The sequence below is a fragment of the Vibrio sp. 10N.261.46.E11 genome, from assembly GCF_041472735.1.
Taxonomy (GTDB): domain Bacteria; phylum Pseudomonadota; class Gammaproteobacteria; order Enterobacterales; family Vibrionaceae; genus Vibrio.
Window position 1 is genome coordinate 1 of the sequence record NZ_JBFRQW010000073.1, and the last position, 24,477, is coordinate 24,477.

The following is a 24,477-nucleotide window of genomic DNA, read 5'->3' on the forward strand; positions in this document are numbered from 1 at the left end:
TTAAGTGAACGGCATTAAGCACTCGGCTGGTTTTTTGTTGATTAGATAAAAGAACGGCTTACGCGTTACCTTTTACCTGCACATTTAACTGCTCTGCAAAATCTAGCATGCGGTTCAATGGGACAAGAGACTTTACACGTAGCTCGTCAGAAACGAAGATCTCGTGTTGCTCACCACCATTCTCAAGCGCATTTTCAATCGCTTCAAGGCCGTTCATTGCCATCCAAGGGCAGTGTGCACAGCTACGACAAGTTGCACCAGCACCAGCCGTTGGCGCTTCAATCAGTTCTTTTTCAGGAACCAATTGCTGCATCTTGAAGAAGATACCTTTGTCAGTAGCAACAATCATCTGTGGATGAGGCAACTCTTTTGCTTTCTTGATCAGTTGGCTTGTTGAACCTACAGCATCCGCCAGTTCAACGACACTTGCTGGTGATTCTGGGTGAACCAAAATAGCCGCTTCTGGGTATACCGATTTCATTTTCTTCAAAGCATCAGCTGAGAACTCATCATGAACGATACACTCACCTTGCCAAAGCAACATGTCAGCGCCGGTTTGATTTGCGATGTAAGAACCTAGGTGACGGTCTGGGCCCCAAATAATGGGTTTGCCTTCAGCATCTAGGCTTTCAACGATTTCTAGGGCTATGCTCGACGTAACTACCCAGTCTGCACGAGCCTTAACAGCCGCAGAGGTATTCGCGTAGACAACCACTGTATGGTCAGGGTGAGCATCACAAAACTCTGTGAATTTGTCTGCAGGACAGCCAAGATCGAGAGAACATTCGGCTTCTAGTGTTGGCATTAGAATGCGTTTTTCAGGAGTAAGAATCTTTGCAGACTCACCCATAAAACGAACACCAGCGATGATCAAAGTGCTTGCCGAGTGGCGGTTACCAAACTTAGCCATTTCTAATGAATCGCCAACAAAACCACCTGTTGCTTCAGCCAGAGCCTGAATTTCAGGATCTGTATAGTAGTGTGCAATTAGAACTGCATCTTTTTCTTGAAGTAGTGTTTTGATGTTTGCGATGTGGGCCTGCTTCTGAGCGTCGCTCAGTGGAACTGGCTTAGGCGGAAACGGGTAAACTGTATCGATTTTATCTAGTATATGACTCATTGCTCTTGCTCTACGCAACTTCTTCCGAGAATTAGAGTATTCTACACAGGACAGCGATTGGGATCAAAAAGGATTGGTTTCAAGCGATAACTAACTAATGCTTAAAACGCATAAACAAAGTGATGCGTTGGCATTACAAAGAAGAGAAGTAGGCACAAATCGAAAGTGTTCAGATATAAAAAAGAGGTACCTGAGCACCCCTATTTTGTTTACAAGTGGGTTTTAGCCACTTTAGCCGAAGCACTGTTTGGGTACTCGGTTACAACTTGCTGGTAATATTTCTTAGCTTGCGTCGCGTTGTTGTTACGCGTAGCTATGTCACCAAGCTTAACCAGAGCATCAGAGCGCTTGTTGGAGTCTTTGTATGACACAACAGCGGCAAAGCTCTTCACAGCTTCCTTATCTTGCTTTTTAGCGAAATAAAGCTGACCTAACCAATAATGGGTGTTAGGCGTGAAGGTCGAGTCTGGGAAGTCTTTTTGAAACTTTTGGAATGCTGCAATCGCACCCGTGTAGTCTCTCTGCTTTAGAATCATATCTACAGCATTTTGATAAGCGGTTTGCTCATCAACATCAGTACTGAACGTACCAGAAGCATCCTTAGAGCCTTCGCTCGCTGCTACTGCTACCGTTGCTGTTCCTGCTGCTTTCACCTCGCCTCTCACACGATCCAGTTCAATGAACAATTCACGTTGGCGCTCGAGCATGTGTTTCATATCGTAGCTGTTTCGCTCCAACTCACCACGAAGTTCACTGATCTCCAGTGCCATATCGTCGATTTGCTGCTGCATTTGAAGCTGAACGAGATTACGATTTTGAAGCAAGCGCTCTAAACGCTCAATATCTGATTCGTTAGATGCTGATCGAGAGGAAGATGATGAATTTGTTGCGGTGCTATTGAGATCGGATACTGGAGCTGGTGCAGCGAACGTAGTGTTCGCTGCACTTGCCAGTAACGAAAGCAAAATGACTCGCTTTGTGTTACTGAACATGAGGCAATTCCTCAATTATATAGCCTACTGAAATTAGTAAACTAGTACTGCACGACGGTTTTTAGCGTACACGTCTTCAGATTGACCTAGAAGAAGTGGCTTCTCTTCACCGTAGCTTACGATAGAGATTTGGTCTGCTTGAACACCTAGAGCTTGTAGGTATTTCGCTACAGCTTGTGCACGACGCTCACCAAGTGCGATGTTGTACTCAGGAGTACCGCGCTCATCAGCATGACCTTCAACAGTAACGTTCATATCAACGTTCTTAACTAGGTATGCTGCGTGAGCTGCAAGCATTTCTTCGTAGTCGCCAGCGATAGTAGAGTTGTCGAATGCGAAGTAGATTGTTTGAGTTTCGCGTAGCGCTTGCTCTTTAAGCTCTTGCTCAGACAGTTGACCGTTAGCGTCAATTGGCGTTACAACAGTTGTATCTACGTTGCCTTCTGAACCAGAAGTAGTTTGGTTGCTTTCTGTGCCAGATGTTGCAGAAGTTGCTTCATCAGTTGAGCTACATGCCGTTACTGCCATCACTGGTAGTGCAATCATCAAGCCTTTAAGAACTTTGTTAAGTTGCATCTTTTTTTCCTTACGTTATCAAACTTAGTTTCTACAGCGACTAAGTGCTATAGATAGTTAAATGCCACAATAGTTAACACTATCAATAGCTAAAAGAATGTATCAAATCAACTAGAGAAACGGTGACCACGAAGGCGCTCTTACGCGTCCGTTCGTTGCCGGTAATCTAGCCTTAAAACGACCGTCGATAGAAACCATCGATAGTACGTTTGTTTTATTGTAAATAGAGCTATAGATAACCATACCTCCATTCGGTGCAATACTTGGAGATTCATCTAACAATGTTTTTGTTAGCACCTGAACCGCACCGGTTTCCAAATCTTGTTTAGCCAAGTTAAAACCCGAGTTGCTACGATTAACCATAATCAGGAATCGTCCATCAGGTGTGATCTGGCCACCTAAGTTTTGGCTACCTTGCCAAGTAATACGAGATGTCGAATTATTTGACAAATTTACATTATAAATCTGTGGTTTACCACCACGATCCGATGTGAAAATTAGAGACTTGCCATCTGGGTGCCAGAATGGTTCAGTATTGTTAGAACGACCGCGGGTAATTTGAGTCAGCTTACGGCTAGCAAGGTCGAGTGTGTACACCTGAAGACTGCCTGTTTTCGACAATACCAACGCCAATGTTTTACCATCTGGCGAGAATCTTGGCGCACCATTATGACGAGGGTATGACGTCACTTTCTCGCGCTCACCCGTGTAAATATTCATAATGAATATTTCCGCTTGGCCATTTTGGAAACTCACATAAGCCAGCGTTTTACCGTCTGGTGACCATGCAGGTGACATTAGAGGCTGCTTAGAACGAAGTACTAAACGCTCGTTAAAGCCATCGTAGTCAGCAACACGAAGTTGGTACGGGTACTTGTCTTTGTCGTTCACAACTACGTAAGAAATACGCGTTAGAAACGCCCCTTTCTCACCCGTTAGCTCTTCATACACTAAATCAGAGATGCGGTGCGCGTATCGGCGCAAGTCCGTTGCCGATAAATCACGCTTCACTTTATGAAATAGAACATGATCCATAGTACGAACCAAATGGCCATCATCATTTAGCCCTTTACTATGACCTTTCGTCAATTGCCCACGAATAGTGTCAATTAACTGGTAACTGATTGTATAAGTACCATTGGGGTTTGGAGAAATAGAGCCGGTTAGCAATGAATCAACACCTAGGTTGGTCCAAGCATCAAAGTCGACCTCTGTTTCACTGTAAGGCGTTTGAGGCATTTTGCTTGTCGCAACTGGGCTGAATTTACCACTGCGTTGTAAGTCAGAAGCGATAACTGCTGACACATCGTGTGGCAATGGTCCTGCGCCTTCCCAACGGAAAGGGACAATAGCGATAGGTCGTGCAGAGTTAATACCATCTGTAATAACCAGCTCCAGTGCCGCATGGGCAAACTGGCTGCTTGTCGCTATTAAGAAAACAAAACTCAGTAATAGTTTCTTTAACACAAGTTCGTCCTTTTACTCTGGTGATACAGTTAAGTTGATGTCTTTAATTTTGTTCACAATGTCTGGGTCTTTAGGCAATGGATAAGTTTGTACTTGTGCCACGGCACGCTTGGTTGCTGCGCATAAACGGTTGTCGCCATCTAAGATACTCAAACTACCCAAAATAGCGCTTGAACCGGCAGGAATAAGCTTAAGATTCACTCTACATGAACGACCTCTGTAGCTGTCTTCTAACAACAAGTTTTGTTGAATCAGCTGGGTATAGATAGCACCAATACGCTGCACTTCATCACTAATAAATTGTTGTCTGGCTGAAGAGTTTTGAGTTGCTTCAGTTTCAAGGCCAGCAAAGATATCATTCAATGCCGCTTCTTGCTGTTTGCGCTCTTTTTCCGCTCTTGCTGCCGCTTCCTTCGCCTTGCGAGCTTTCTCTGCTGCAGCTGCGGCTTCTTTCTCTTTCGCTATACGTTGCTTTTCAGCTCGCTCAGCAGCTTCTTTTTCTTTGCGAGCTTTTTCTGCAGCTTCTTGCGCGGCTTTTTCTTTTGCCACGCGTTCTTGTTCGGCTTTCTCAATGGCAGCTTCTTTGGCTTTACGCTCGTTTTCAGCTTTTACAACCGCGGCTTCTTTCAACTTACGATCAGCTTCTGCTTTAGCGGCTTTCTTTTTCTCTTGTTTTAAGCGAGCCTCTTCAACTTTACGTTGCTTTTCATTTTCAACTCGACGCTTTTCCGCGTCGCGAGCCGCTTTGGCTTCTTTAGCTTGCTTTTCTTTCAGCTTTCGAATGTTTTCTTCTTCCGCTTTACGATTCTTTTCCAGTCGTTCACTTTCACGTCTTAGCTTATCTAAACGCTCTTGCTCTTTCTTGCTCGCTGCTTCTCGTTGTTGACGAATCTGTTGAGCTTGCTGGCGAACCAACTGAGGATCAATCACCACAGCTTGAACCATCTGCCCTGTAGGCTTTGGCTCTGACATGGTGAAATCCGCTCCCCAAATGAGCGCAACGAATAAAACGACGTGCAGCGCAAGAGAAATAAGAAGCGGTGATCTGAAATTATTGGATTTTTTATTATTCGCTTTCATGAATGCTACGGAGCTATTCCCTTATATCCGTTAAAAGGCCAACCTTTGGCACACCTGCACGGCTTAATTCATCAAGTAATAAAACCACTTCAGCGTAAGGCGTTGCGGCATCACCGCCCACCGCCACTGGAGAATTAGGCTTCAAAGACAACTCAGCTTTCACTCGGACGATAATATCTTCCAGAGACAAGCCTCGCTGAACCTCTTCGTTATTAACGCTCAAACCAAGCTCACCATCTTTGTTCACTTCAACGATAATGAAACTCGCGTTGTCGTCACCCAATAGATCTTGCGCCGATTTGGCCGTTGAAGCCTGAGGCAATTCAACATCTACGCCTTGAGTCACAAACGGCGAAGTCACCATAAAAATGATCAGCAAAACAAGCATAACGTCGATGTAAGGTACAACGTTAATCTCTGCTGTCATTTTGCGTTTTTTAGGTTGGTATCCGGCCATCTATTATTCCCTGCCAGCCATCGCTTGACGGTGAAGAATGCTATGGAACTCTTCAGAGAAAGTAGCGTAGTTGTGCTCTAGCTTACCAACTCGGCTACTAAAACGGTTATACGCCATCACGGCTGGTATTGCCGCGAATAAGCCCATTGCTGTTGCGATCAGCGCTTCTGCAATACCAGGAGCAACCATTGCTAATGTCGCTTGCTTCACTTCACCTAATGCGATGAATGAGTGCATGATGCCCCAAACCGTACCAAATAGGCCGATGTATGGGCTAATAGAACCGACAGTCGCCAAAAAAGGCAAGTTCGTTTCCAGTTCATCAACTTCGCGGGCAACCGCAACACGCATTGCACGACCAGTGCCTTCCATTATGAAGTCTGGAGATGCTGCATTTGATTTTCGAAGGCGAGCAAACTCTGTGAAGCCTGCGTAGAAAATCTCTTCAGTACCAGAGAGTTCGTCTTTGCGCTTATTACTCTCTTGATACAATTTAGCGAGATCAACACCAGACCAGAACTTATCTTCAAACACGTCAGTTTGTTTAGTCGCTTGAGATAATACTTTGCTTCGTTTGATGATCATCGCCCAAGAAACAACAGACATGCCCATGAGAATTAGCATGACCATCTTAACTAGTAAGCTAGCTTCTAAAATTAGGCCTAAGATTGAGATTTCAGCAGTCACTATTCGTTAGCTCCGTGAGAATAAATGTTGGCATTGCTTTGGGTTTCATTTTTTGATTGTCGATACATGCTACCTTAACTATTGCTTTACACAATGCTTTGCCATCAGGATTTACGATCTCTTGACAGAAGACCAAGGTCGCTCGCTTCAACTCGTAAATATTTGTAATGACTTGTAAAGAATCATCAAGGCGCGCGCCTTGAATAAAATCGATGTCCATATGTCGGACTACAAAACCGATGTTTTGTTCTAATAATACCTGCTGAGAAACGCCAATTGAGCGCAACATCTCAGTTCGAGCGCGTTCAAAAAATTTGAGATAGTTAGAATGGTACACCACGCCACCGGCATCGGTATCTTCGTAATATACGGTTACTGGCCACGTAAACGGCTTCGATAATCCCTGCAAATTGATTCCACAACCCTAAAACGGTAAAGAGATTACTATAACCTAACTCATTATCATTAATAGTATATCGCAGTGAATTTTTTGAGTTTGGAGACGAAAAAAAAGGCCATCTGTATAAGACGACCTCTTTTTGACTAAAAACCCAACAGTTACCTAGGTTTACTTTGTTATAAACCTAGTCCACAGCCTTATTTAGATAAGGCGCAATACGGTTAGGTAGAGCAAAATTGTGAGCGAAACGTACGGGCTAAACAGCAGCTGCCACATCCAAGCTCTTGGCTTAAATCCGATACCGTAAACCATGCTTGAGCATACTGCCCAAATAAACATTGGCCCGATGATCGCGTTAAAGCCACCGATGCTTGTCGCATACGCTTCAGGATCCCACATTACCAAACCAACATGCATGAAACCGATTAATAGGGATAAAGCTCTTAAGAGAGTCTTATCCATTGGTTGATGCAGCTTAGCAACTTGCTCTGCGAGATTACTCACTGTCTTTGTCCATCATTTCTGAATGCTCTAGCCATAGAGCATTGATGATGCCGAATGCACATGCTAGAAGTACACCCAAAATCCATGCGAAATACCACATAAAATTTCTCCTAAGTTATTTCACTTCTAGCTTAGTAAGCTGAAACGTCGTTATCTTCGATGTGTTTCTTATCTAGGCGACCGAACATTTTGTAGTATGTCCACGTTGTGTAGCCAAGAATCACAGGAACCATTACCGCCGCAACTCCAGTCATAAGACCAAGCGTTAGCTCACTTGCTGTTGAATCCCACATAGTCAAACTATGGTTAGGGTTCAGGCTTGATGGCATTACGAATGGGAACATTGCAAAACCAGCCGTTAAGATAACACCAGCGTTAGATAAGCTTGAGAACAAGAATGCGAAACCACCACGCTCAAAGCGAGATGCAATCACAGCAAGCAGTGGCATTACTACACCAAGAATCGGCGCAGCCCACATTGCTGGATATGTTTCGAAGTTTGTCATCCAAGCACCAACTTGAAGTGATACTTCTTTATTTAGTGGGTTTGAATCAGCAAACGTATCGATAGTGCTTGTAATCACATAGCCTTCGATAGATTGAACCCAGAAACCACCGATAACGAACAGAGCAATAGCAATTAGGCCAGTGATCTGAGCAACGTTACGTGCGCGGCTGTGCAGTTCTTCTGTTGTCTTCATTTGAAGCCATGTTGCACCTTGCATCACGAATAACATCAGAGCCAACACGCCACATAGCAATGCAAACGGGTTTAGCAAAGCGAAGAACGTACCATGATACTTAGACATCATCAGGTAATTCAGCTCGAATGGAACACCTTGCAGTAGGTTACCAAATGCTACACCGAAGATGATTGGCGGAACTGCACCACTGAAGCAAAGTGCGTAGTCCCAAGCCTTACGCCATTTTGGTTCTTCAATCTTTGAACGGTAATCAAGAGCAAGTGGACGTAGCCAAAGTGCTGCTAGCGTCACGTACATTGCGAAGTAGAAACCAGAGAAAGACGTCGCGTAAACAAGTGGCCATGCAGCGAACAATGCACCACCAGCCGTGATAAGCCATACTTGGTTGCCATCCCAGTGAGGGGCAATAGTATTCAGCATAATACGACGTTCAGTGTCGCTTTTACCGATAACAGGAGACAGAGCTGCAACACCCATATCAAAGCCATCAGTTACGGCGAAACCAACCAGTAGAACACCGATCAATACCCACCAAATAAGTCGTAAGCTTTCGTAATCAAACATAATATTCCCTCACTTATACTTCAACTGAACGGCTAACTTTGTCTTCAACAGAGTTATCGTTTTGTTCGAAGTGGTAACGGCCTGTCTTTAAGCTACTTGGACCTTTACGTGCGAATTTCAGCATTAGGTAAACTTCAGCAATCAAGAACACGGTGTACAGTGCAAGAATCGCGAATAGAGAAGTCCAAAGCTGTTCAATAGTCAGTGCCGATGCAGCAACGTTAACCGGCAGGATTTCACCAACCGCCCATGGTTGACGACCAAATTCAGCAACAAACCAACCTGCTTCAATCGCAATCCAAGGTAGTGGGATTGAGAATAGCGCCGCTTTAAGTACCCATGGTTTCTGTTCGATCTTCTGACGACACGTTTGAACAAACGCCGCACCGAATACAAACAACATAACCACACCACAAGCAACCATTAGACGGAATGACCAGAACAGAGGCCAAACTGTTGGGATAGAATCATCCGCAGCCATTTGGATTTGCTCTTCTGTTGCATCAACAACGTTGTCTGTATACTTTTTAAGAAGCAAACCGTAACCTAAGTCGACTTTTACCTCATCAAATGCCGCTTTATTCTCTTCTGAACGATCACCACCACGTAGCTTTTCAAGCAGTTCATACGCATACATACCAGTACGAATGCGATCAACGTGTTCATCGCGTAAGTCGCGTAGCCCTGTTACTTCTTTATCAAAAGAACGAGTCGTCATAATCCCCATAACGTAAGGGATCTGAATAGCGTAGTCTGTATCCATAGTTTTTTGGTTCGGAAGGCCAATTACAGTGAACGCGGCCGGTGCTTCTTCAGTGTGCCATTCAGCTTCAATTGCTGCTAGCTTCACTTTTTGAACATCACCAAGCTCATAACCAGATTCATCACCGAGTACGATTACTGACAAGATTGCTGCCATACCAAAAGATGCTGCAATCGCAAAAGAGCGACGAGCAAAGGCAAGATCACGACCTTTAAGAATATAGTATGAGCTGATACCAAGAATGAACATTGCACCCGTAGTGTAACCAGCCGCCACTGTGTGTACGAATTTAACCTGCGCCACCGGATTTAGTACCACTTCAGCGAAGCTCACCATTTCCATACGCATAGTTTCAAAGTTAAATTCCGCACCCACTGGGTTTTGCATCCAGCCGTTAGCTACCAAGATCCAAAGCGCTGAGAAATTAGACCCAAGAGCTACTAACCACGTTACCGCTAAGTGCTGACGCTTTGACAATCTCTCCCACCCGAAGAAGAAAAGACCAACAAAAGTAGACTCTAAGAAGAATGCAACAAGCGCTTCGATAGCCAGCGGAGCACCAAAGATGTCGCCAACATAGTGAGAATAGTATGACCAGTTAGTACCGAATTGGAACTCCATGGTTAAGCCTGTCGCTACACCAAGAGCAAAGTTAATACCAAACAATTTACCCCAGAACTTAGTCATGTCCTTGTAAATTTGCTTGCCAGTCATTACATAAACTGACTCCATAATGGCAAGTAGAAATGCCATACCTAAAGTCAGTGGAACAAATAGGAAGTGATACATCGCTGTAAATGCAAATTGCAATCGCGACAAATCAACAACATCAATCATGGTAACTCCTTTGTGTCGGCTGAATGACACTTGTGTGATTATTCACCGCAAAAATCAGTGTTAAAACAATTCATGAGATTGTTATTACAAATTGAAATTTGTAGTAAAAACGTACCGTTATAGTTAGATTATTGTTAAGCATGAGCTAATATAGCTAGCGCTAATATTACTGGTAAAATCAGTATGTTTCAAAAGGTTTATAGGAGAACCTTGCGTTGATTTGTATCAATTTTATTTAAGCAAATTAGAGTTATTTTTGAACAGTTATGATTAAAATCACACCAATTATGTCTCTATTAATAGCAGCACATGATATCCGTGACAAAAGCTCAGCACCGCATCAACATATGAATTACAACTACCCATAAAGTATTAACAAAAAACATGACAGCTTATTTCATTTTTTGTTACTCCATTCAAACGTGAAATCAAAGTTTTCATTTTTGAGGAAGCTATTCAGCTTTTTTATCGACTCGCTCAAAGAGATGTTATTCAATAAAAAGCAAAAAATCCCAGCGCTTATGCAACTGGGATCTTTAAAAATGAATAAATTAACGATTAGATGGTTTATCGATGCCGAAGTGTAAATACGCTCTATCGGTCGCGATTCGGCCTCTTGGCGTTCTCTGTAAATAACCTTGCTGAATCAAATAAGGCTCTAACACATCTTCAATGGTATCTCTTTCTTCACCAATCGCCGCAGCCATGTTATCTATACCAACCGGACCACCACCAAACTTCTCCATAATCGCAAGTAAAAGCTTTCTATCCATGTAGTCGAAACCTTTGGCATCAACGTCCAACATGTTGAGTGCCTTATCCGCCACGTCTGGGCAAATATGTCCATCGCCTTTCACTTCCGCATAGTCACGAACACGGCGCAGTAAACGGTTAGCAATACGTGGCGTACCACGAGCTCGACGAGCAACTTCTAACGCCCCTTGCGATTCCATAGAAAGACCAAGACAATCAGCACTTCGTTGAACGATGTTTTGTAAATCTTCAACTTTATAGTACTCAAGACGCTGGGTAATACCAAAACGGTCACGCAGCGGAGACGTCAGAGAACCAGCACGAGTCGTCGCGCCAATCAAAGTGAAAGGTGGGAGGTCGATCTTGATTGAACGTGCCGCAGGACCTTCACCAATCATGATATCCAGTTGGTAATCTTCCATCGCTGGATACAACACCTCTTCAACCACAGGGCTTAAACGGTGGATCTCATCTATGAACAGCACATCATTTTCTTCAAGGTTAGTCAGCAATGCCGCCAAATCACCTGCTTTCTCTAATACAGGCCCTGAAGTGGTGCGAATGTTAACGTCCATTTCATTGGCAACGATGTTCGCCAAGGTGGTTTTACCCAAGCCAGGAGGACCAAATATCAACAGATGATCGAGCGCCTCATTACGAAGTTGAGCTGCTTTGATGAAAATTTCCATCTGACCACGGACGTGATCCTGACCTTGATAGTCAGCCAGTGCTTTAGGGCGTATTGCACGATCAATGACATCTTCATCTTTGAATACTGGGTTGTCCGGTGCAATAAGGCGATCGGCTTCAATCATAAATTCTGCTATTCCTAACTATGCTCTTGTTGACTCTGCGCTTCTTGATTCTGTGTAAAGGCAAAGTGAGTGAGTCTATTTTGTAGAACAAGTATATTGGGTATTAAACCATCGATTTCAGAGCTTCGCGAATCAACTGTTCGCTGGTCATGCCATCTTTAGCTACTTGAGAAACCACCTTAGAAGCTTGAGTCGGCTTGTAGCCTAATGCAAGTAGCGCACTTACCGCTTCTTCTTCCGCGTCGTGCACCGCTGGCATAGAGTCAATAGGAGCTGAATCCGTCGCTGGAGTAAACAGGTCACCTGCGCCCCACCCTTTCAGGCGGTCTTTCATTTCAACAACCAAACGTTCTGCGGTTTTCTTCCCCACACCCGGCAGTTTCACTAGCGTAGAAATATCTTCACGTTCAACACTCTGAACAAACTGACTCGCCGTCATACCGGAAAGAATACCAAGGCCAAGTTTAGGGCCAACACCATTCGCTTTAATGACTTCACGGAACAGCGCACGTTCTTTAACTGTGTTGAAGCCATAAAGCAGTTGTGCATCTTCACGAACAACAAAGTGAGTGTAGATAATTGCCTCTTCGCCAACGTTTGGTAATTCATAAAAACAGCTCATTGGCATTTGAACTTCATAACCAACACCACTGACTTCAATCAATAATTCTGGTGGCTGTTTTTCTATTAATGTACCGCGTAGACGTCCGATCACAATTCACTCTCTTGATGGAATTTAATTTGGAGGACAGAATATAAAAGAACTGGATACTTATCCAGTTCTTTGTGTTTTTTTGAAGTGAATTATTAAGGCTTGGGAAGCTACATGCCTTGAAAACTATATGCTTGGAAAACAAATGGCTCTGGTTGTTAGAAAACGTCACGGCCTAGATTAACGGTAGCGTCCTTTTCTCGCGCCTGTCGCTTTACCTGCCAGTGCAACCAAGGTTTTATTGGTGTTAGCGTGAGTGATCGCTACGCCGAGAGCATCGGCAGCATCAGCCTGTGGTTTAGCAGGTAGCTTGAGCATGCTCATCACCATGTTCTGAACCATCGACTTGTCAGCGCCACCATTACCTGTTACAGCTTGTTTGATCAAACGAGCCGCATATTCATGTACAGGCAAGTCTGCATTCACCGCTGCCACTATCGCGCTACCTCGAGCTTGTCCAAGCTTAAGTGCAGAGTCAGCGTTCTTCGACATGAAAACCTGCTCGATCGCAAACACATCCGGCTGGAACTGAGTGATGATTTCGCTCACACCGGCATAAATCTGTTTTAATCGACCCGGCAATTCTTTTTCGGAAGTACGAATACAACCACTCCCTAAGTAATATAGGTGGCGGCCATTTTGACGAATAACACCGTAACCGGTAATGCGTGAGCCAGGGTCAATCCCTAAGATAATAGACATAACTTCAAATACTGATTATTTATACATGCTTTATGAGCTTAGTATATCGAACGCAAAAAAAAATGCCCGTCAAATTAACGGGCATTTTCTAATTTACTGGCAAGTCTTGGCTAATTAATTAAGAGCTCTCTACCAACTAGGATCTCTTCATCAACAAGAAAAGATAACAGGCTTACGCTTGCTCTTTTTTCTCTGCCAATTTAACTGCGATTGCTAGCTCTTCCAGTGATGCTGGGTTCGCTAGGCTTGGCGCGTCTGTTAGTAGACATGCTGCAGCTGTCGTTTTCGGGAATGCGATAACGTCACGGATGTTCTCAGTACCACAAAGTAGCATTGCTAGACGGTCAAGACCGAATGCTAGGCCTGCATGTGGTGGCGTGCCGTACTTAAGCGCTTCAAGAAGGAAGCCGAACTTCTCTTGTTGCTCTTGTTCTTCGATACCTAGGATACCGAATACCGCTGTTTGCATTTCTGCGTTATGAATACGTACAGAACCGCCGCCTACTTCGTAGCCGTTGATGACCATGTCGTATGCATCAGAGTTTGCTGCTGCTGGGTTTGCTTTAAGCTCTTCCGCGTTCACACCTAGTGGCGATGTGAATGGGTGGTGCATTGCGTGTAGGTTACCTTCGCCGTCTTCTTCGAACATTGGGAAGTCAACAACCCACAGTGGAGCCCAAGCAGATGTGTCTGTTAGCTCTAGATCAGTACCTAGTTTAAGACGAAGTGCGCCCATTGCTTCAGCAACGATGCCCGCTTTGTCCGCGCCGAACAGAATGATATCGCCAGATTCAGCTTGAGTGCGATCTAGAATACCGTTGATTACGTCTTCGCTTAAGAACTTAGCAACTGGAGATTGAATACCTTCCATGCCTGCAGCACGGTCGTTAACCTTCATCCAAGCTAGGCCTTTAGCGCCGTAGATGTTTACGTGTTCAGCATAACCGTCGATTTGCTTACGAGTTAGCTTAGCACCACCTGGAACACGGATAACCGCTACGCGACCTTTTTCGTCGTTAGCCGGGCCAGAGAATACTTTGAACTCAACGTCTTTAACTAAATCAGCAACGTCAACTAGCTCTAGTGGGTTACGTAGATCTGGCTTATCAGAACCGAAACGGCGAATCGCTTCAGAGAAAGGCATTACTGGGAATTGGCCTAGTTCAACATCTAGAAGTTCTTTCCACATATCGTGAACAAGCTTCTCAGTCACGTTACGTACTTCTTGAGAAGTCATGAAAGATGTTTCGATATCGATCTGAGTAAATTCAGGCTGACGGTCAGCACGTAAATCTTCATCACGGAAACATTTAACGATTTGGTAGTAACGGTCAAAACCAGACATCATCAGCAGTTGCTTGAACAGCTGAGGAGATTGAGGAAGTGCGTAGAAGCTACCTTTGTGAACACGGCTTGGTACTAGGTAATCACGAGCACCTTCTGGTGTCGCTTTCGTTAGTACTGGCGTTTCGATGTCTAGGAATAGGTTCTCGTCTAGGAAACGACGAACGAAGCTAGAAGCACGCGCACGAAGCTTGATACGGTCGCTCATTTCTGGACGACGAAGATCGATGTAACGGTACTTAAGACGCTGCTCTTCAGAGTTCGTTTGGTTGAAGTCTAGTGGAAGCGCTTCTGAACGGTTGATGATCTCAAGGCCAGTTGCGTAAAGCTCAACTTCACCCGTCGCCATGTCTTTATTTACTTGGCTGTCCGGACGAACGCGTACTTCACCAGTAAACTTGATACAGAATTCATTACGCAGTTGGTTAGCGATCGGGAAGATATCTTTCATATCTGGATCGACAACAACCTGAACGATGCCTTCACGATCACGCATATCAATAAAGATAAGACCGCCTAAATCACGGCGACGGTTTACCCAGCCGCACAATTCTACAGTTTGTCCCGCCAGGGACTTGTTCAGGTTACCACAGTAATGGGTACGCATAATGAATTTCCCAATCTCTTAATTATTTACTAGTTTCCAAGCTGTCAGTGGTCATTCCACACAACAGAGCAAAGGAACATTTATACGCGGAAACTCGCTTAAAATCGACCTTCCACATTCGAATTTATTGTGTTTTATGTGGCTTTGCTGCTTTTTAGCCCATCAAGTGCGCAAAGATTCATCAAAACCGAAAAAATTGCGTTAATTATATCTCGAAAGTACCTTAATCGGCAAAAGTCTCGTACAGTAGTTTTTCGTTTCAACTTAAAAACGTTTTGTAATGACTGATGGCGTGATAATTAACGGTGTAATAGATGGATGATCGTGTAATAGCAACAGAAAATTTACCTTTAAGACTTGGATTAACTATGTGGTCTCATTCTGAGTGGCAAAGTCAGTTCTATGGTAAAGGAACAAAACCTGCTGAGCGCTTGGAAAAGTACACCCAAGTTTTTCATACCGTCGAAGGCAACACGACTTTCTACGCAACTCCCAGCGTCTCAACGGTCCATCACTGGAAAGCCGCCAGTCACGATGATTTCAGGTTTACTTTTAAGTTGCCCAAATTCATTACCCACCAGCAACAACTCAGACACTGCCAAGCAGAGCTAAAAGAGTTCTTGATGACCATGTCACCCCTGCATGATCGCATTGGTCAGTGGACGATTCAATTACCCCACAGCTTCGAACCCAGCATGCTCCCTGCCTTGCAAAAATTTTGTACCTTGTTTCCAAAAGAGATGCAGCTTGCCGTTGAAGTTCGTCACCTTGGTTTCTTTGATAAAGGCGATGCCGAAAAACGTTTCAATCATTGGTTAATAGAAGAAGGGATCAATCGCATCATTATGGATAGCCGTCCTGTTTTCTCCGCACCACCAACCACAGAGGCGGTGATCGATGCGCATCAGAAAAAGCCGCGTGTTCCTGTTCATGCTATAGCGACTGCCAACAACCCGATGATTCGCTTTATTGGCCACCCAGACCAAGAGCCGAACATCGAGTTTTTTAAGCCTTGGTTTAGCAAAATCCCAAACTGGCTCAGTGAAGGAAAACAACCGTATTTAATGATTCACACCCCAGACAATAACCATGCACCTGAACTCGCGATGGCTATTTACGAACTATTGCAAAAGCAAGTGTCTGAAAATACGTCATTATCATTGCCCGATCTTGCTCAATTTCCAGCTCAGAAAGGCGACCATCAAATCTCGATGTTTTGATAGTAAACAACTACTAACAAGCGTTCACTTTCATCAATCTCAGTTTTCGTGACAGCCGCGCTTTTTTTACGTAAAATACGTCCCCTTTTATTTGGTATGAATTTTGTGCCAATTACGCTGACTGTCGAGAGAAAATGCCATGAGCAACACAGACAATATCTTTTCCGCTCCTATTGATAAAATTGGAGACTTCACCTTTGATGCAAGGGTTGCTGAAGTATTTCCGGATATGATTCAACGCTCGGTGCCTGGTTATAGCAATATCATCTCTGCAATCGGTATGCTGGCTGAACGCTTTGTAAAGCCACATTCAAATATTTACGATCTTGGCTGCTCGCTTGGTGCTGCGACGCTTTCAATGCGTCGTCACATTCAACAAGAAGGCTGCACGATTTTCGCTATCGATAATTCAGAAGCCATGGTTGAGCGCTGCAAATTGCATATCAATGCTTACCGCAGTGACACACCGGTAGAAGTGATTGAAGCTGATATCCGTGAAGTGGAAATCAAAGACGCTTCTGTCGTGGTGCTTAATTTTACGCTGCAATTCCTTTCTCCGGACGATCGATACGCATTGCTTGAGAAAATCCATGCTGGCTTGCGCCCGGGCGGGATCTTAATCCTATCTGAAAAGTACGTATTCGAAGACGAAAGCTCAAATGAACTGCTTATCGACCTACACCATGATTTCAAGCGCGCTAACGGATACAGCGAACTAGAAGTGAGCCAAAAACGTAGTGCGATTGAAAACGTGATGCGTCCTGACTCTATCTCTGTTCATAAAGAACGCTTTAATAAGATTGGCTTCTCAAGCAGCGAAGTGTGGTTCCAATGCTTCAACTTCGGTTCTATGTTCGCGATTAAGTAGCGCAAATACCCAGTCAGATCGTACTAAACGTCATCCTCAAGAGCGAGGAACGAGCGAGTTGGGGATCTCTATCAAGTACGATAAACCGAGACTCCCTATCATGTTCGCCCCTCACTGTAGGGAATGACAAATTTAATTTCTATTTTAGGGTTTATTGCCCCTATTAACTCAGTGAAAAACTATGTTTAATTTTGCCAATTTTTATCAACTCATTGCCCAAGACACTCGCCTTCAGCCGTGGCTTAATGTTCTTCCTCAACAGCTGACGGATTGGCAAAATGCAGAACACGGTGACTTTGACCGTTGGTTACGTGCACTGAATAAGATCCCGCAAGGCGTGCCTGATCAAGTTGATTTAAAGAACTCTGTGACTATCGGCAGCAGCACACCATTTCAAACGGGTGAACTTAAAAAGCTAGAGAGCCTATTAAAGACATTCCACCCTTGGCGCAAAGGCCCTTACACAGTTCACGACATTCATATCGATACAGAATGGCGCAGCGACTGGAAATGGGATCGTGTGCTTCCACATATCTCTCCATTGAAAAACCGTTCGGTTCTCGATGTAGGTTGTGGCAACGGCTACCACATGTGGCGCATGCTAGGTGAAGGCGCTCGTTTGACCGTCGGTATCGACCCGTCGCACCTTTTCCTTGTTCAGTTTGAAGCTATCCGTAAGCTGATGGGCGACGACCAACGCGCTCACCTATTGCCTCTAGGTATTGAACAGCTACCAAAACTGGAAGCTTACGACACTGTATTCAGCATGGGTGTGCTTTACCACCGCCGTTCACCGCTCGATCATTTGATCCAATTGAAAGACCAATTGGTATCTGGTGGCGAACTGGTACTAGAAACGTTAGTGATTGAAGGTGACGAAAACGCTGTTCTTGTGCCTGTTGACCGCTACGCGCAAATGAGAAACGTGTACTTCTTCCCATCTGCTCGCGCATTGAAACGCTGGCTTGAACAGGTCGGCTTTGAAGATGTGCGTATCGTTGACGAAAATGTCACAACGATTGGCGAACAACGCACCACAGAATGGATGACACACAACTCTCTACCGGATTACTTAGACCCTAATGATCCAAGTAAAACCGTAGAAGGTCACCCAGCACCAAGGCGTGCGATTCTAGTAGCGACAAAACCTTAAGCTCTGTTACACAAAACCATAAGCTCTGTCGTCATACAGCCACCGTTATTTATATGTGGGAATTTTGATAAAAAAGAGAACTAATTGTACAAAAGTTGCGCTCATGTTTAATAAGTGAGCGCCCTTAAGTGACAATAATTTTCGTAGCGCTCACATTGCGATTCAATATGACCAGACTCTTACAATAGGATGCTTCACGCATCCTTTTTTGTGGGATAAACTTCTAAATAGTCTGAACTACTCTCTAATTTCCAAAGGTTTTTATATGTTTAAGCGATTATCGCCTATCGTGGCGGTTGGTTTGCTCTCTGGTTGCACCCTCACGAGCGGTGCTACCTACCATCAAGAAACTCTCGACGCTATTTCCCGCTCAGAGACAAACATCGCAAACAAGGTTCAAAATCTTGAACTGCAAGTCAGTAATCAAAGTGATTACATTGAAAGCTTAGAAGACGAAATCATCACCCTTTCTAGCCAGTTAGATGTACACCTAACCAGCATGGAACACAGGGTCATTGAAGAGCTAAAAGAAGCCGAGCCTGTTGCCGTTGCAGCTGCAGCTGCACCTACCGCTCCTACATCACAGCCGACTATTCTAGGCGGCATTGAAAAAGTATCAATCGACTCTATCAAACAAAGCTTCGATGCTCGTGTTGATACTGGCGCAACCACCTCTTCTTTAAATGCTGTCGACATCAAAGAATTCGAACGCAACGGTAAAGATTGGGTTAAGTTCCATTTGGCAGATAAAGCACAAGCAAAAGAAGACCAAAAATGGATCGAAGCGCCCGTTGTACGTTATGTGAAAATCCGTCAGTCAACCAATGACCAGACAGAACGTCGCGCTGTGATCGAATTATGGGTAAAAGTCGGAAAAATCCATGAAAAAGCACAATTTACATTGGCGGATCGATCTCAAATGAGTCACCCTGTATTACTAGGGCGCGAATTTATCAAAGACATAGCGCTAGTAGATGTAAGTAAAGAGTACGTACAAACGGAAGTTAAATCACAATAGTAGGGTAAGCTATGACGTCAAGAATTCCATTTTATATTTCTATATTCCTGCTCATCGTGGCAGGTATAACTCTGAGTATGTTCAGACATACAACCTACGGTGTACCCTGGACTCCAGGCGAAACTAATCAGGTTTGGGACATTGAAGCTCGTATCGAATTCAATGCTGTGGGCAAAGAAGCAAAAGTTTCACTAGCCGCACCTCACACACAGTCTAACTTTACACTTATCGGCGAGTCAGCTTCATCACCAGGCTACGGCATTTCATACTTGAATACAGATTCAGGTCGCCGTGCTGAGTGGTCAATTCGTCACGCAGATGGTCCTCAGACTATCTACTACAAGACACAGTTCTTAGTCGATAGCCAAGCGAACGTTACCTCAACACCTCCAGAAGGTGATGTGGCTCAACCAAGCTTTGATGGCCCTGAAGAAGCCGCGGCCCTTGCTTTGATTGACAGAGCAACCAAGCGCTCAGCAGACAACATCACCTTTACTCGTGAGTTAATCAAAACGCTTAACGATCCAGATAGCCAAAACTCAGCGCTGATTCTGAATAACATGACCAAAGTGGAAGCGACACACAAGCTACTTTCTGCCGCTAAAATCCACAACAAAGTCGTCGGTGTTATTGAACTGGAAGACGGACGTCGTCGCCAATCAATCCAACACATGAACCAAATTTGGGATAATAACCAGTGGGTTCTATTCTCTCCTGAATCAAGCGAGCAGCAAGTTCAACCAAACCTGCTAATTTGGGATGAATCAAATGTATCTCTATTAGACGTGGTTGGCGGTCAGAACAGTAAAGTTCACTTCTCTATGATTGCTCAGGAAGTTACTCCAACTGAAGCAACGAACAGTAAAGTATCAGCGGATCAACTGTTAAACCTTTCCATTCATAGTCTGCCGCTAGAAGAGCAAGCGATGTTTAAAACCATCATGCTGATTCCTATCGGTGCTCTGATTGTTGTGTTCCTACGTGTCATCATAGGTCTTAAGACTTCTGGTACGTTCATGCCCGTTCTGATTGCCGTGGCATTCGTTCAAACACAGTTGGTTACCGGTATTGTTGGCTTCCTACTGATTGTCGGTACCGGCCTTGTAATACGAAGTTACTTATCCAAACTCAACCTATTGCTCGTGGCCAGGATATCCGCTGTAATTATTACAGTAATTATGATTATCTCGATATTTACTGTAGTCGCGTTTAAAATCGGACTTACAGAAGGCCTATCAATTACGTTCTTCCCAATGATTATCTTGTCTTGGACTATCGAACGTATGTCTATCCTTTGGGAGGAAGAAGGCGCGAAAGAAGTTGTACTTCAAGGTGGCGGCTCTCTATTTACCGCGGTGCTTGTTTACTTAGGTATGACTAACCCGTTCATTCAGCACTTAACGTTTAACTTTATTGGTTTACAGCTTGTTATTCTAGCGACCATCTTGTTATTAGGTAACTACACAGGCTACCGTCTAACCGAGCTTCGTCGCTTTAAACCGCTAGCGGAGGACTAAGTTATGTTTGATCAATTTACTTCACCGTTTAAGTTGAAAGACAAAGGCATAATGGGAATGAACAAGCGTAACCATAGTTATATTGGCCGCTACAATGATCGTTCCAAGTACCCACTCGTTGATGACAAGCTTAAGACTAAAATCATTGCTGAACAGGCTGGCGCCACCGTGCCAAAACTTATTGGCGTTATTAGCCACCAGGCTGAAGTAAAAACAATCCATAAGATGGTTAAAGAGTGGCCGGGTTTTGTAATCAAGCCCGCTCAAGGCAGTGGTGGTAAAGGCATCCTGGTTGTGATCTCTCATAAAGACGGGGTTTACACCAAACCATCGGGTTCTACTATCAATGAAGAAGATGTAGAGCGCCATATCAGTAACGCGCTCGCGGGCCTTTTCTCACTGGGTGGCAAGAACGATGTGGCCGTAGTTGAAAACCTCATCAAGTTTGATGAGTGTTTTGAAGGCTTCAGCTACGAAGGTGTGCCAGATGTACGAATCATCGTATTTAAAGGCTACCCTGTGATGGCGATGATGCGTCTGTCCACTTCAGATTCAGATGGTAAAGCTAACTTGCACCAAGGTGCTGTTGGTGTGGGTATAGATATTGCGACAGGTAAAGCGGTTCGAGCGGTTCAGTTCGATCAGCCTGTTACACACCATCCAGATACGGGTAAAGAACTCGCGTTATTACAAGTTCCTCACTGGGAAAAGCTGTTAACTCTAGCATCAAGTGCTTGGGAAATGACGGGCCTAGGCTATATGGGTACTGACATGGTATTAGACCAAGAAGAAGGCCCTATGGTACTAGAACTTAATGCTCGACCTGGTTTAGCTATCCAAATCGCGAACGGCGCGGGGCTACTTCCTAGACTGCATCATATTGAAAACCTTGGCACGCCTGCTGAATATCCAAAACCTGCGGAGCGTGTTGCTTACGCTGCAAAACAGTTCGGTCACAACTAGTCAAAATTTTGTCACTCAAATTTTAAGCCAAAATTTGGGGTGTTTGGGGTTATCTCCCCTAACATCCCAATCCTTTCTATACGCTCATCCCTGCAATACATTCACCAAAAATATAGATAGAAATGTAAGTATCTGTGCTAATTTCGCCTCGAAAGTACAAAAAATCACCCCATAAAAATTAATTAAAACCCATCAAATTTGTGTAGATACCCTATCCACGGCAAATCCCACGCATAAGTATTCACGCTACCTATTTGTAACGATTTTCCCTTACAAAACGACTAGCAAATAATTTGTAACCCTATGTTAGCATACGGATAATTTAGTCAATAAAATAAGCAACAACTGTTAAGGAAATGCTCTGATGACCGTCAAAAATAAGATTATGCTAACAATTAGCGGCCTAATCTGTTTAACGATTTTAGTTATATCCACGATAGGATATTTCGAATTTAAGTCTGCCACCACGGATGACTACCGTCATAACTTGTCTACGAAATCGTTTCTTGTAGCCAAAGCTGTAGAAGGGAAAATGGAAGCGTATTTCGGCGCTTTGGAAAGTATTTCAACCAGTATCCATACTGATAGATCCGGTAACATCATGATCAACCCGATGCTGTTGAAAATGATGACGAAAAGTCAAGAATCTCTTGGTGTTCTTAATATTTATATCGGTCTTCCTGATGGCAAAACTTACGACGTTAAAAATCAAGGTATCATTCCTAATTTTAATGCTAAGCAAAAACAACGCGAATGGTTCAATTTAGGCTTTTCAGGTGCAAAACGCTCTGTAACTAACCCTTATCTAGCAACAACAGGGCATTTAACTATGTCGGTTGTTATCCCTTTTAAAGCGAGAGGCGAAACGAAAGCAGTTATCGGTCTTAGTCTTAAAATGAGTGATATTACAGACTATATAAACGAGCTATCTGAAGTGCCAAACTTATTTGTCTCTCGTCAAGACGGTTTCCTTGTTGCCGCTAGCTATGAAGATTTTATTGGCAAAAATATCTACGATCTTCGACCATCATACCGTGAACACGGTAGTAAGATGACCAGTGAGCACTCTTACAATGTTCCAGATAAAGGCGACTTTTATGTCGTTTCGTCTCAAATTGAGTCATTAGGTTGGAATATTTGGGCTTGGGCAAGTTGGGACGACATTGAAGCGCCCTCAAATGCGATGGTGAAAATAAATACTGTAGTTGGTCTAATTTTCGCTGTTATGGCAACCGGAATAACATTCTTATTAGTCACCCGATTAATGTATCGCCCTATTGGCGGAGAGCCACAATACATCGAAGCGCTTGTTAGTCGAATCTCGGCAGGAGACCTGACCAACATCCCTAAATTAAATGGTGATGAAACAGGGATCTACCGTTCAACTCTTGAGATGGCGGGCAATCTGCAAGGTATTATTGGTAATATTGAGCAATCTTCAAACTCTCTCTCATTACAATCTTCATCTCTTGAGACCTCGTCAAATCAGTTAAGCACCTCATCAGAAGAACAAATGATGCAGCTGGAACAAGTTGCAACCGCGATGAATCAGATGACTGCAACTGTTGCGGAAGTGGCTCAAAATGCAATGCAGGCCTCATCATCATCCAACGAGGCAAGCCTTTCATCTCAGTCTGGTCTTGAGACTGTGGGTGATATGAACCAACAAATCAGCTTACTTGTAACGAATATTGAGCAAGTCCAGGAATCTATTTTGGGTGTAGAAAAAGAAACTCAAAACGTGGGTAGCATACTTGATGTTATTCGAGGTATCGCAGAACAAACAAACTTACTTGCTTTAAACGCAGCAATTGAAGCGGCTCGAGCGGGTGAGCAAGGTCGTGGCTTCGCTGTCGTAGCTGACGAGGTACGTAACCTAGCCAACAAGACGCAGGAGAGCACCAACGAAATCCAAACCATGATTTCATCACTTCAAACTCAAGCAAAGCAATCTGTTGAGCTTATGGTTGAAAACGCAGAGACAGCTAAAGCGACCCGTGAGAAGTCAGATCAAGCGAGTGAAATGCTTAATACCATTCAGCTCGAAATTGGCAACATTCAAGATATGAACAACCAGATTGCCGCAGCAGCAGAAGAACAATCGCAAGTGGCTGTTGAAATCAACGAAAATGTAGTGAATGTAAATGATTTAGCACGTGCAACTGTTGACGACGTTCAGCAAAACGTACAAACAGCGCAAAATGTTAATAATGTTTCGGACGAGCTTCACCAAACAATTAAGATGTTTAAGATCTAATCCTAGATAAACGAAGCATTAAGAGCCGAAACACTAAAACCTTCGGCTTGAAAAAATACCGCTTAAGTAAAAGCCGCCGTCTCTCCTGAGACGGCGGTTTTTGTATGATAGTAAATTCAGACTGAGTTATACGAATCGAAGTAATATCAACACTACTCTTACTCTTACTCTTACTCTTACTCTTACTCTTACTCTTACTCTTACTCTTACTCTTACTCTTACTCTTACTCTTACTCTTATCAAAAAATAACGAAAGCAGCAAAGCTGCCAAACAAAAAAAGGTTCATCGCGGCTTTCCGGGGAAAGCCGCTTTTATCTTTAAGAAGAAGTAGTCTGTATCTCGATATCCATACCCCATTCGCTTGATTAGCTTTATCTTGTTGTTTATCCCTTCAAG

The 24,477-nt window shown here is 43.9% G+C and carries 24 protein-coding genes; 7 read left to right on the forward strand and 17 right to left on the reverse strand.

Annotation, left to right across the window (positions count from 1 at the left end):
• Positions 1 to 58: 58 nt before the first annotated feature.
• The 16 genes from nadA to aspS form a co-directional block, all read right to left on the reverse strand.
• A complete protein-coding gene (nadA, locus tag AB4407_RS19435; RefSeq protein ID WP_372121692.1) occupies positions 59 to 1,120 on the reverse strand; it encodes a quinolinate synthase NadA in 1,062 nt (353 codons plus the stop codon).
• Between the two features lie 209 nt (positions 1,121 to 1,329).
• Entirely contained in the window at positions 1,330 to 2,112 is a 783-nt protein-coding gene (ybgF, locus tag AB4407_RS19440; protein ID WP_372121693.1) for a tol-pal system protein YbgF, read from the reverse strand.
• A 33-nt stretch (positions 2,113 to 2,145) separates the two neighbouring features.
• Positions 2,146 to 2,688, reverse strand: a complete 543-nt coding sequence (gene pal / locus AB4407_RS19445; protein WP_009846381.1) for a peptidoglycan-associated lipoprotein Pal — start codon at positions 2,686 to 2,688, stop codon at positions 2,146 to 2,148.
• A 111-nt stretch (positions 2,689 to 2,799) separates the two neighbouring features.
• Positions 2,800 to 4,155: a Tol-Pal system beta propeller repeat protein TolB gene (gene tolB / locus AB4407_RS19450; protein ID WP_372121694.1), complete on the reverse strand. Its 1,356-nt coding sequence runs from the start codon at positions 4,153 to 4,155 to the stop codon at positions 2,800 to 2,802.
• Between the two features lie 12 nt (positions 4,156 to 4,167).
• The gene (gene tolA / locus AB4407_RS19455; RefSeq protein ID WP_372121695.1) at positions 4,168 to 5,235 is read right to left on the reverse strand and encodes a cell envelope integrity protein TolA; all 1,068 of its coding nucleotides are present in this window, start codon (positions 5,233 to 5,235) and stop codon (positions 4,168 to 4,170) included.
• Between the two features lie 13 nt (positions 5,236 to 5,248).
• Positions 5,249 to 5,692 carry a protein TolR gene (tolR, locus tag AB4407_RS19460; protein ID WP_017055068.1) on the reverse strand — a complete coding sequence of 148 codons (444 nt, stop codon included), beginning with the start codon at positions 5,690 to 5,692 and terminating at the stop codon, positions 5,249 to 5,251.
• A gap of 3 nt (positions 5,693 to 5,695) precedes the next feature.
• A complete protein-coding gene (gene tolQ, locus AB4407_RS19465; RefSeq protein ID WP_009846377.1) occupies positions 5,696 to 6,379 on the reverse strand; it encodes a protein TolQ in 684 nt (227 codons plus the stop codon).
• Positions 6,369 to 6,788 carry a tol-pal system-associated acyl-CoA thioesterase gene (ybgC, locus tag AB4407_RS19470; protein WP_372121696.1) on the reverse strand — a complete coding sequence of 140 codons (420 nt, stop codon included), beginning with the start codon at positions 6,786 to 6,788 and terminating at the stop codon, positions 6,369 to 6,371. The genes tolQ and ybgC overlap by 11 nt, the downstream gene beginning before the upstream one ends.
• A gap of 192 nt (positions 6,789 to 6,980) precedes the next feature.
• Positions 6,981 to 7,283: a cyd operon protein YbgE gene (gene ybgE, locus AB4407_RS19475; RefSeq protein ID WP_372121697.1), complete on the reverse strand. Its 303-nt coding sequence runs from the start codon at positions 7,281 to 7,283 to the stop codon at positions 6,981 to 6,983.
• Positions 7,276 to 7,383, reverse strand: coding sequence for a cytochrome bd-I oxidase subunit CydX (gene cydX / locus AB4407_RS19480; RefSeq protein ID WP_000270284.1), 108 nt, complete (start codon positions 7,381 to 7,383; stop codon positions 7,276 to 7,278). The genes ybgE and cydX overlap by 8 nt, the downstream gene beginning before the upstream one ends.
• A gap of 31 nt (positions 7,384 to 7,414) precedes the next feature.
• Complete coding sequence (gene cydB / locus AB4407_RS19485) at positions 7,415 to 8,551, reverse strand: cytochrome d ubiquinol oxidase subunit II (RefSeq protein ID WP_372121698.1); 1,137 nt, start codon at positions 8,549 to 8,551, stop codon at positions 7,415 to 7,417.
• 13 nt (positions 8,552 to 8,564) lie between these two features.
• Entirely contained in the window at positions 8,565 to 10,151 is a 1,587-nt protein-coding gene (gene cydA, locus AB4407_RS19490) for a cytochrome ubiquinol oxidase subunit I (protein WP_372121699.1), read from the reverse strand.
• A 551-nt stretch (positions 10,152 to 10,702) separates the two neighbouring features.
• Positions 10,703 to 11,719, reverse strand: a complete 1,017-nt coding sequence (gene ruvB / locus AB4407_RS19495) for a Holliday junction branch migration DNA helicase RuvB (RefSeq protein ID WP_372121700.1) — start codon at positions 11,717 to 11,719, stop codon at positions 10,703 to 10,705.
• 103 nt (positions 11,720 to 11,822) lie between these two features.
• The gene (ruvA, locus tag AB4407_RS19500; protein WP_372121701.1) at positions 11,823 to 12,434 is read right to left on the reverse strand and encodes a Holliday junction branch migration protein RuvA; all 612 of its coding nucleotides are present in this window, start codon (positions 12,432 to 12,434) and stop codon (positions 11,823 to 11,825) included.
• A gap of 177 nt (positions 12,435 to 12,611) precedes the next feature.
• The gene (gene ruvC / locus AB4407_RS19505; protein ID WP_009846369.1) at positions 12,612 to 13,133 is read right to left on the reverse strand and encodes a crossover junction endodeoxyribonuclease RuvC; all 522 of its coding nucleotides are present in this window, start codon (positions 13,131 to 13,133) and stop codon (positions 12,612 to 12,614) included.
• 172 nt (positions 13,134 to 13,305) lie between these two features.
• Positions 13,306 to 15,084, reverse strand: a complete 1,779-nt coding sequence (aspS, locus tag AB4407_RS19510) for an aspartate--tRNA ligase (protein ID WP_019821025.1) — start codon at positions 15,082 to 15,084, stop codon at positions 13,306 to 13,308.
• 314 nt (positions 15,085 to 15,398) lie between these two features.
• On the opposite strand from aspS, the gene AB4407_RS19515 reads away from it, so the two are divergent.
• The 7 genes from AB4407_RS19515 (at position 15,399) to AB4407_RS19545 (ending at position 24,080) form a co-directional block, all read left to right on the forward strand.
• Positions 15,399 to 16,304 (forward strand): DUF72 domain-containing protein, encoded by a 906-nt coding sequence (locus AB4407_RS19515; RefSeq protein WP_372121702.1) that lies wholly within the window; start codon positions 15,399 to 15,401, stop codon positions 16,302 to 16,304.
• 139 nt (positions 16,305 to 16,443) lie between these two features.
• The gene (cmoA, locus tag AB4407_RS19520) at positions 16,444 to 17,172 is read left to right on the forward strand and encodes a carboxy-S-adenosyl-L-methionine synthase CmoA (protein WP_372121703.1); all 729 of its coding nucleotides are present in this window, start codon (positions 16,444 to 16,446) and stop codon (positions 17,170 to 17,172) included.
• Between the two features lie 181 nt (positions 17,173 to 17,353).
• Positions 17,354 to 18,325: a tRNA 5-methoxyuridine(34)/uridine 5-oxyacetic acid(34) synthase CmoB gene (cmoB, locus tag AB4407_RS19525; RefSeq protein ID WP_372121704.1), complete on the forward strand. Its 972-nt coding sequence runs from the start codon at positions 17,354 to 17,356 to the stop codon at positions 18,323 to 18,325.
• 265 nt (positions 18,326 to 18,590) lie between these two features.
• Complete coding sequence (locus AB4407_RS19530; RefSeq protein WP_372121705.1) at positions 18,591 to 19,343, forward strand: ATP-dependent zinc protease; 753 nt, start codon at positions 18,591 to 18,593, stop codon at positions 19,341 to 19,343.
• Positions 19,344 to 19,354: 11 nt separating this feature from the next.
• Positions 19,355 to 20,860, forward strand: coding sequence for an inactive transglutaminase family protein (locus AB4407_RS19535; RefSeq protein ID WP_009846363.1), 1,506 nt, complete (start codon positions 19,355 to 19,357; stop codon positions 20,858 to 20,860).
• Positions 20,861 to 20,863: 3 nt separating this feature from the next.
• The gene (locus AB4407_RS19540) at positions 20,864 to 21,823 is read left to right on the forward strand and encodes an alpha-L-glutamate ligase-like protein (RefSeq protein WP_012603623.1); all 960 of its coding nucleotides are present in this window, start codon (positions 20,864 to 20,866) and stop codon (positions 21,821 to 21,823) included.
• Between the two features lie 364 nt (positions 21,824 to 22,187).
• Entirely contained in the window at positions 22,188 to 24,080 is a 1,893-nt protein-coding gene (locus tag AB4407_RS19545; RefSeq protein ID WP_372121706.1) for a methyl-accepting chemotaxis protein, read from the forward strand.
• 283 nt (positions 24,081 to 24,363) lie between these two features.
• Here AB4407_RS19545 and AB4407_RS19550 read toward each other — a convergent pair.
• On the reverse strand, positions 24,364 to 24,477 hold a 114-nt coding region (locus AB4407_RS19550), incomplete at its 5' end, for a transposase (protein WP_137408370.1).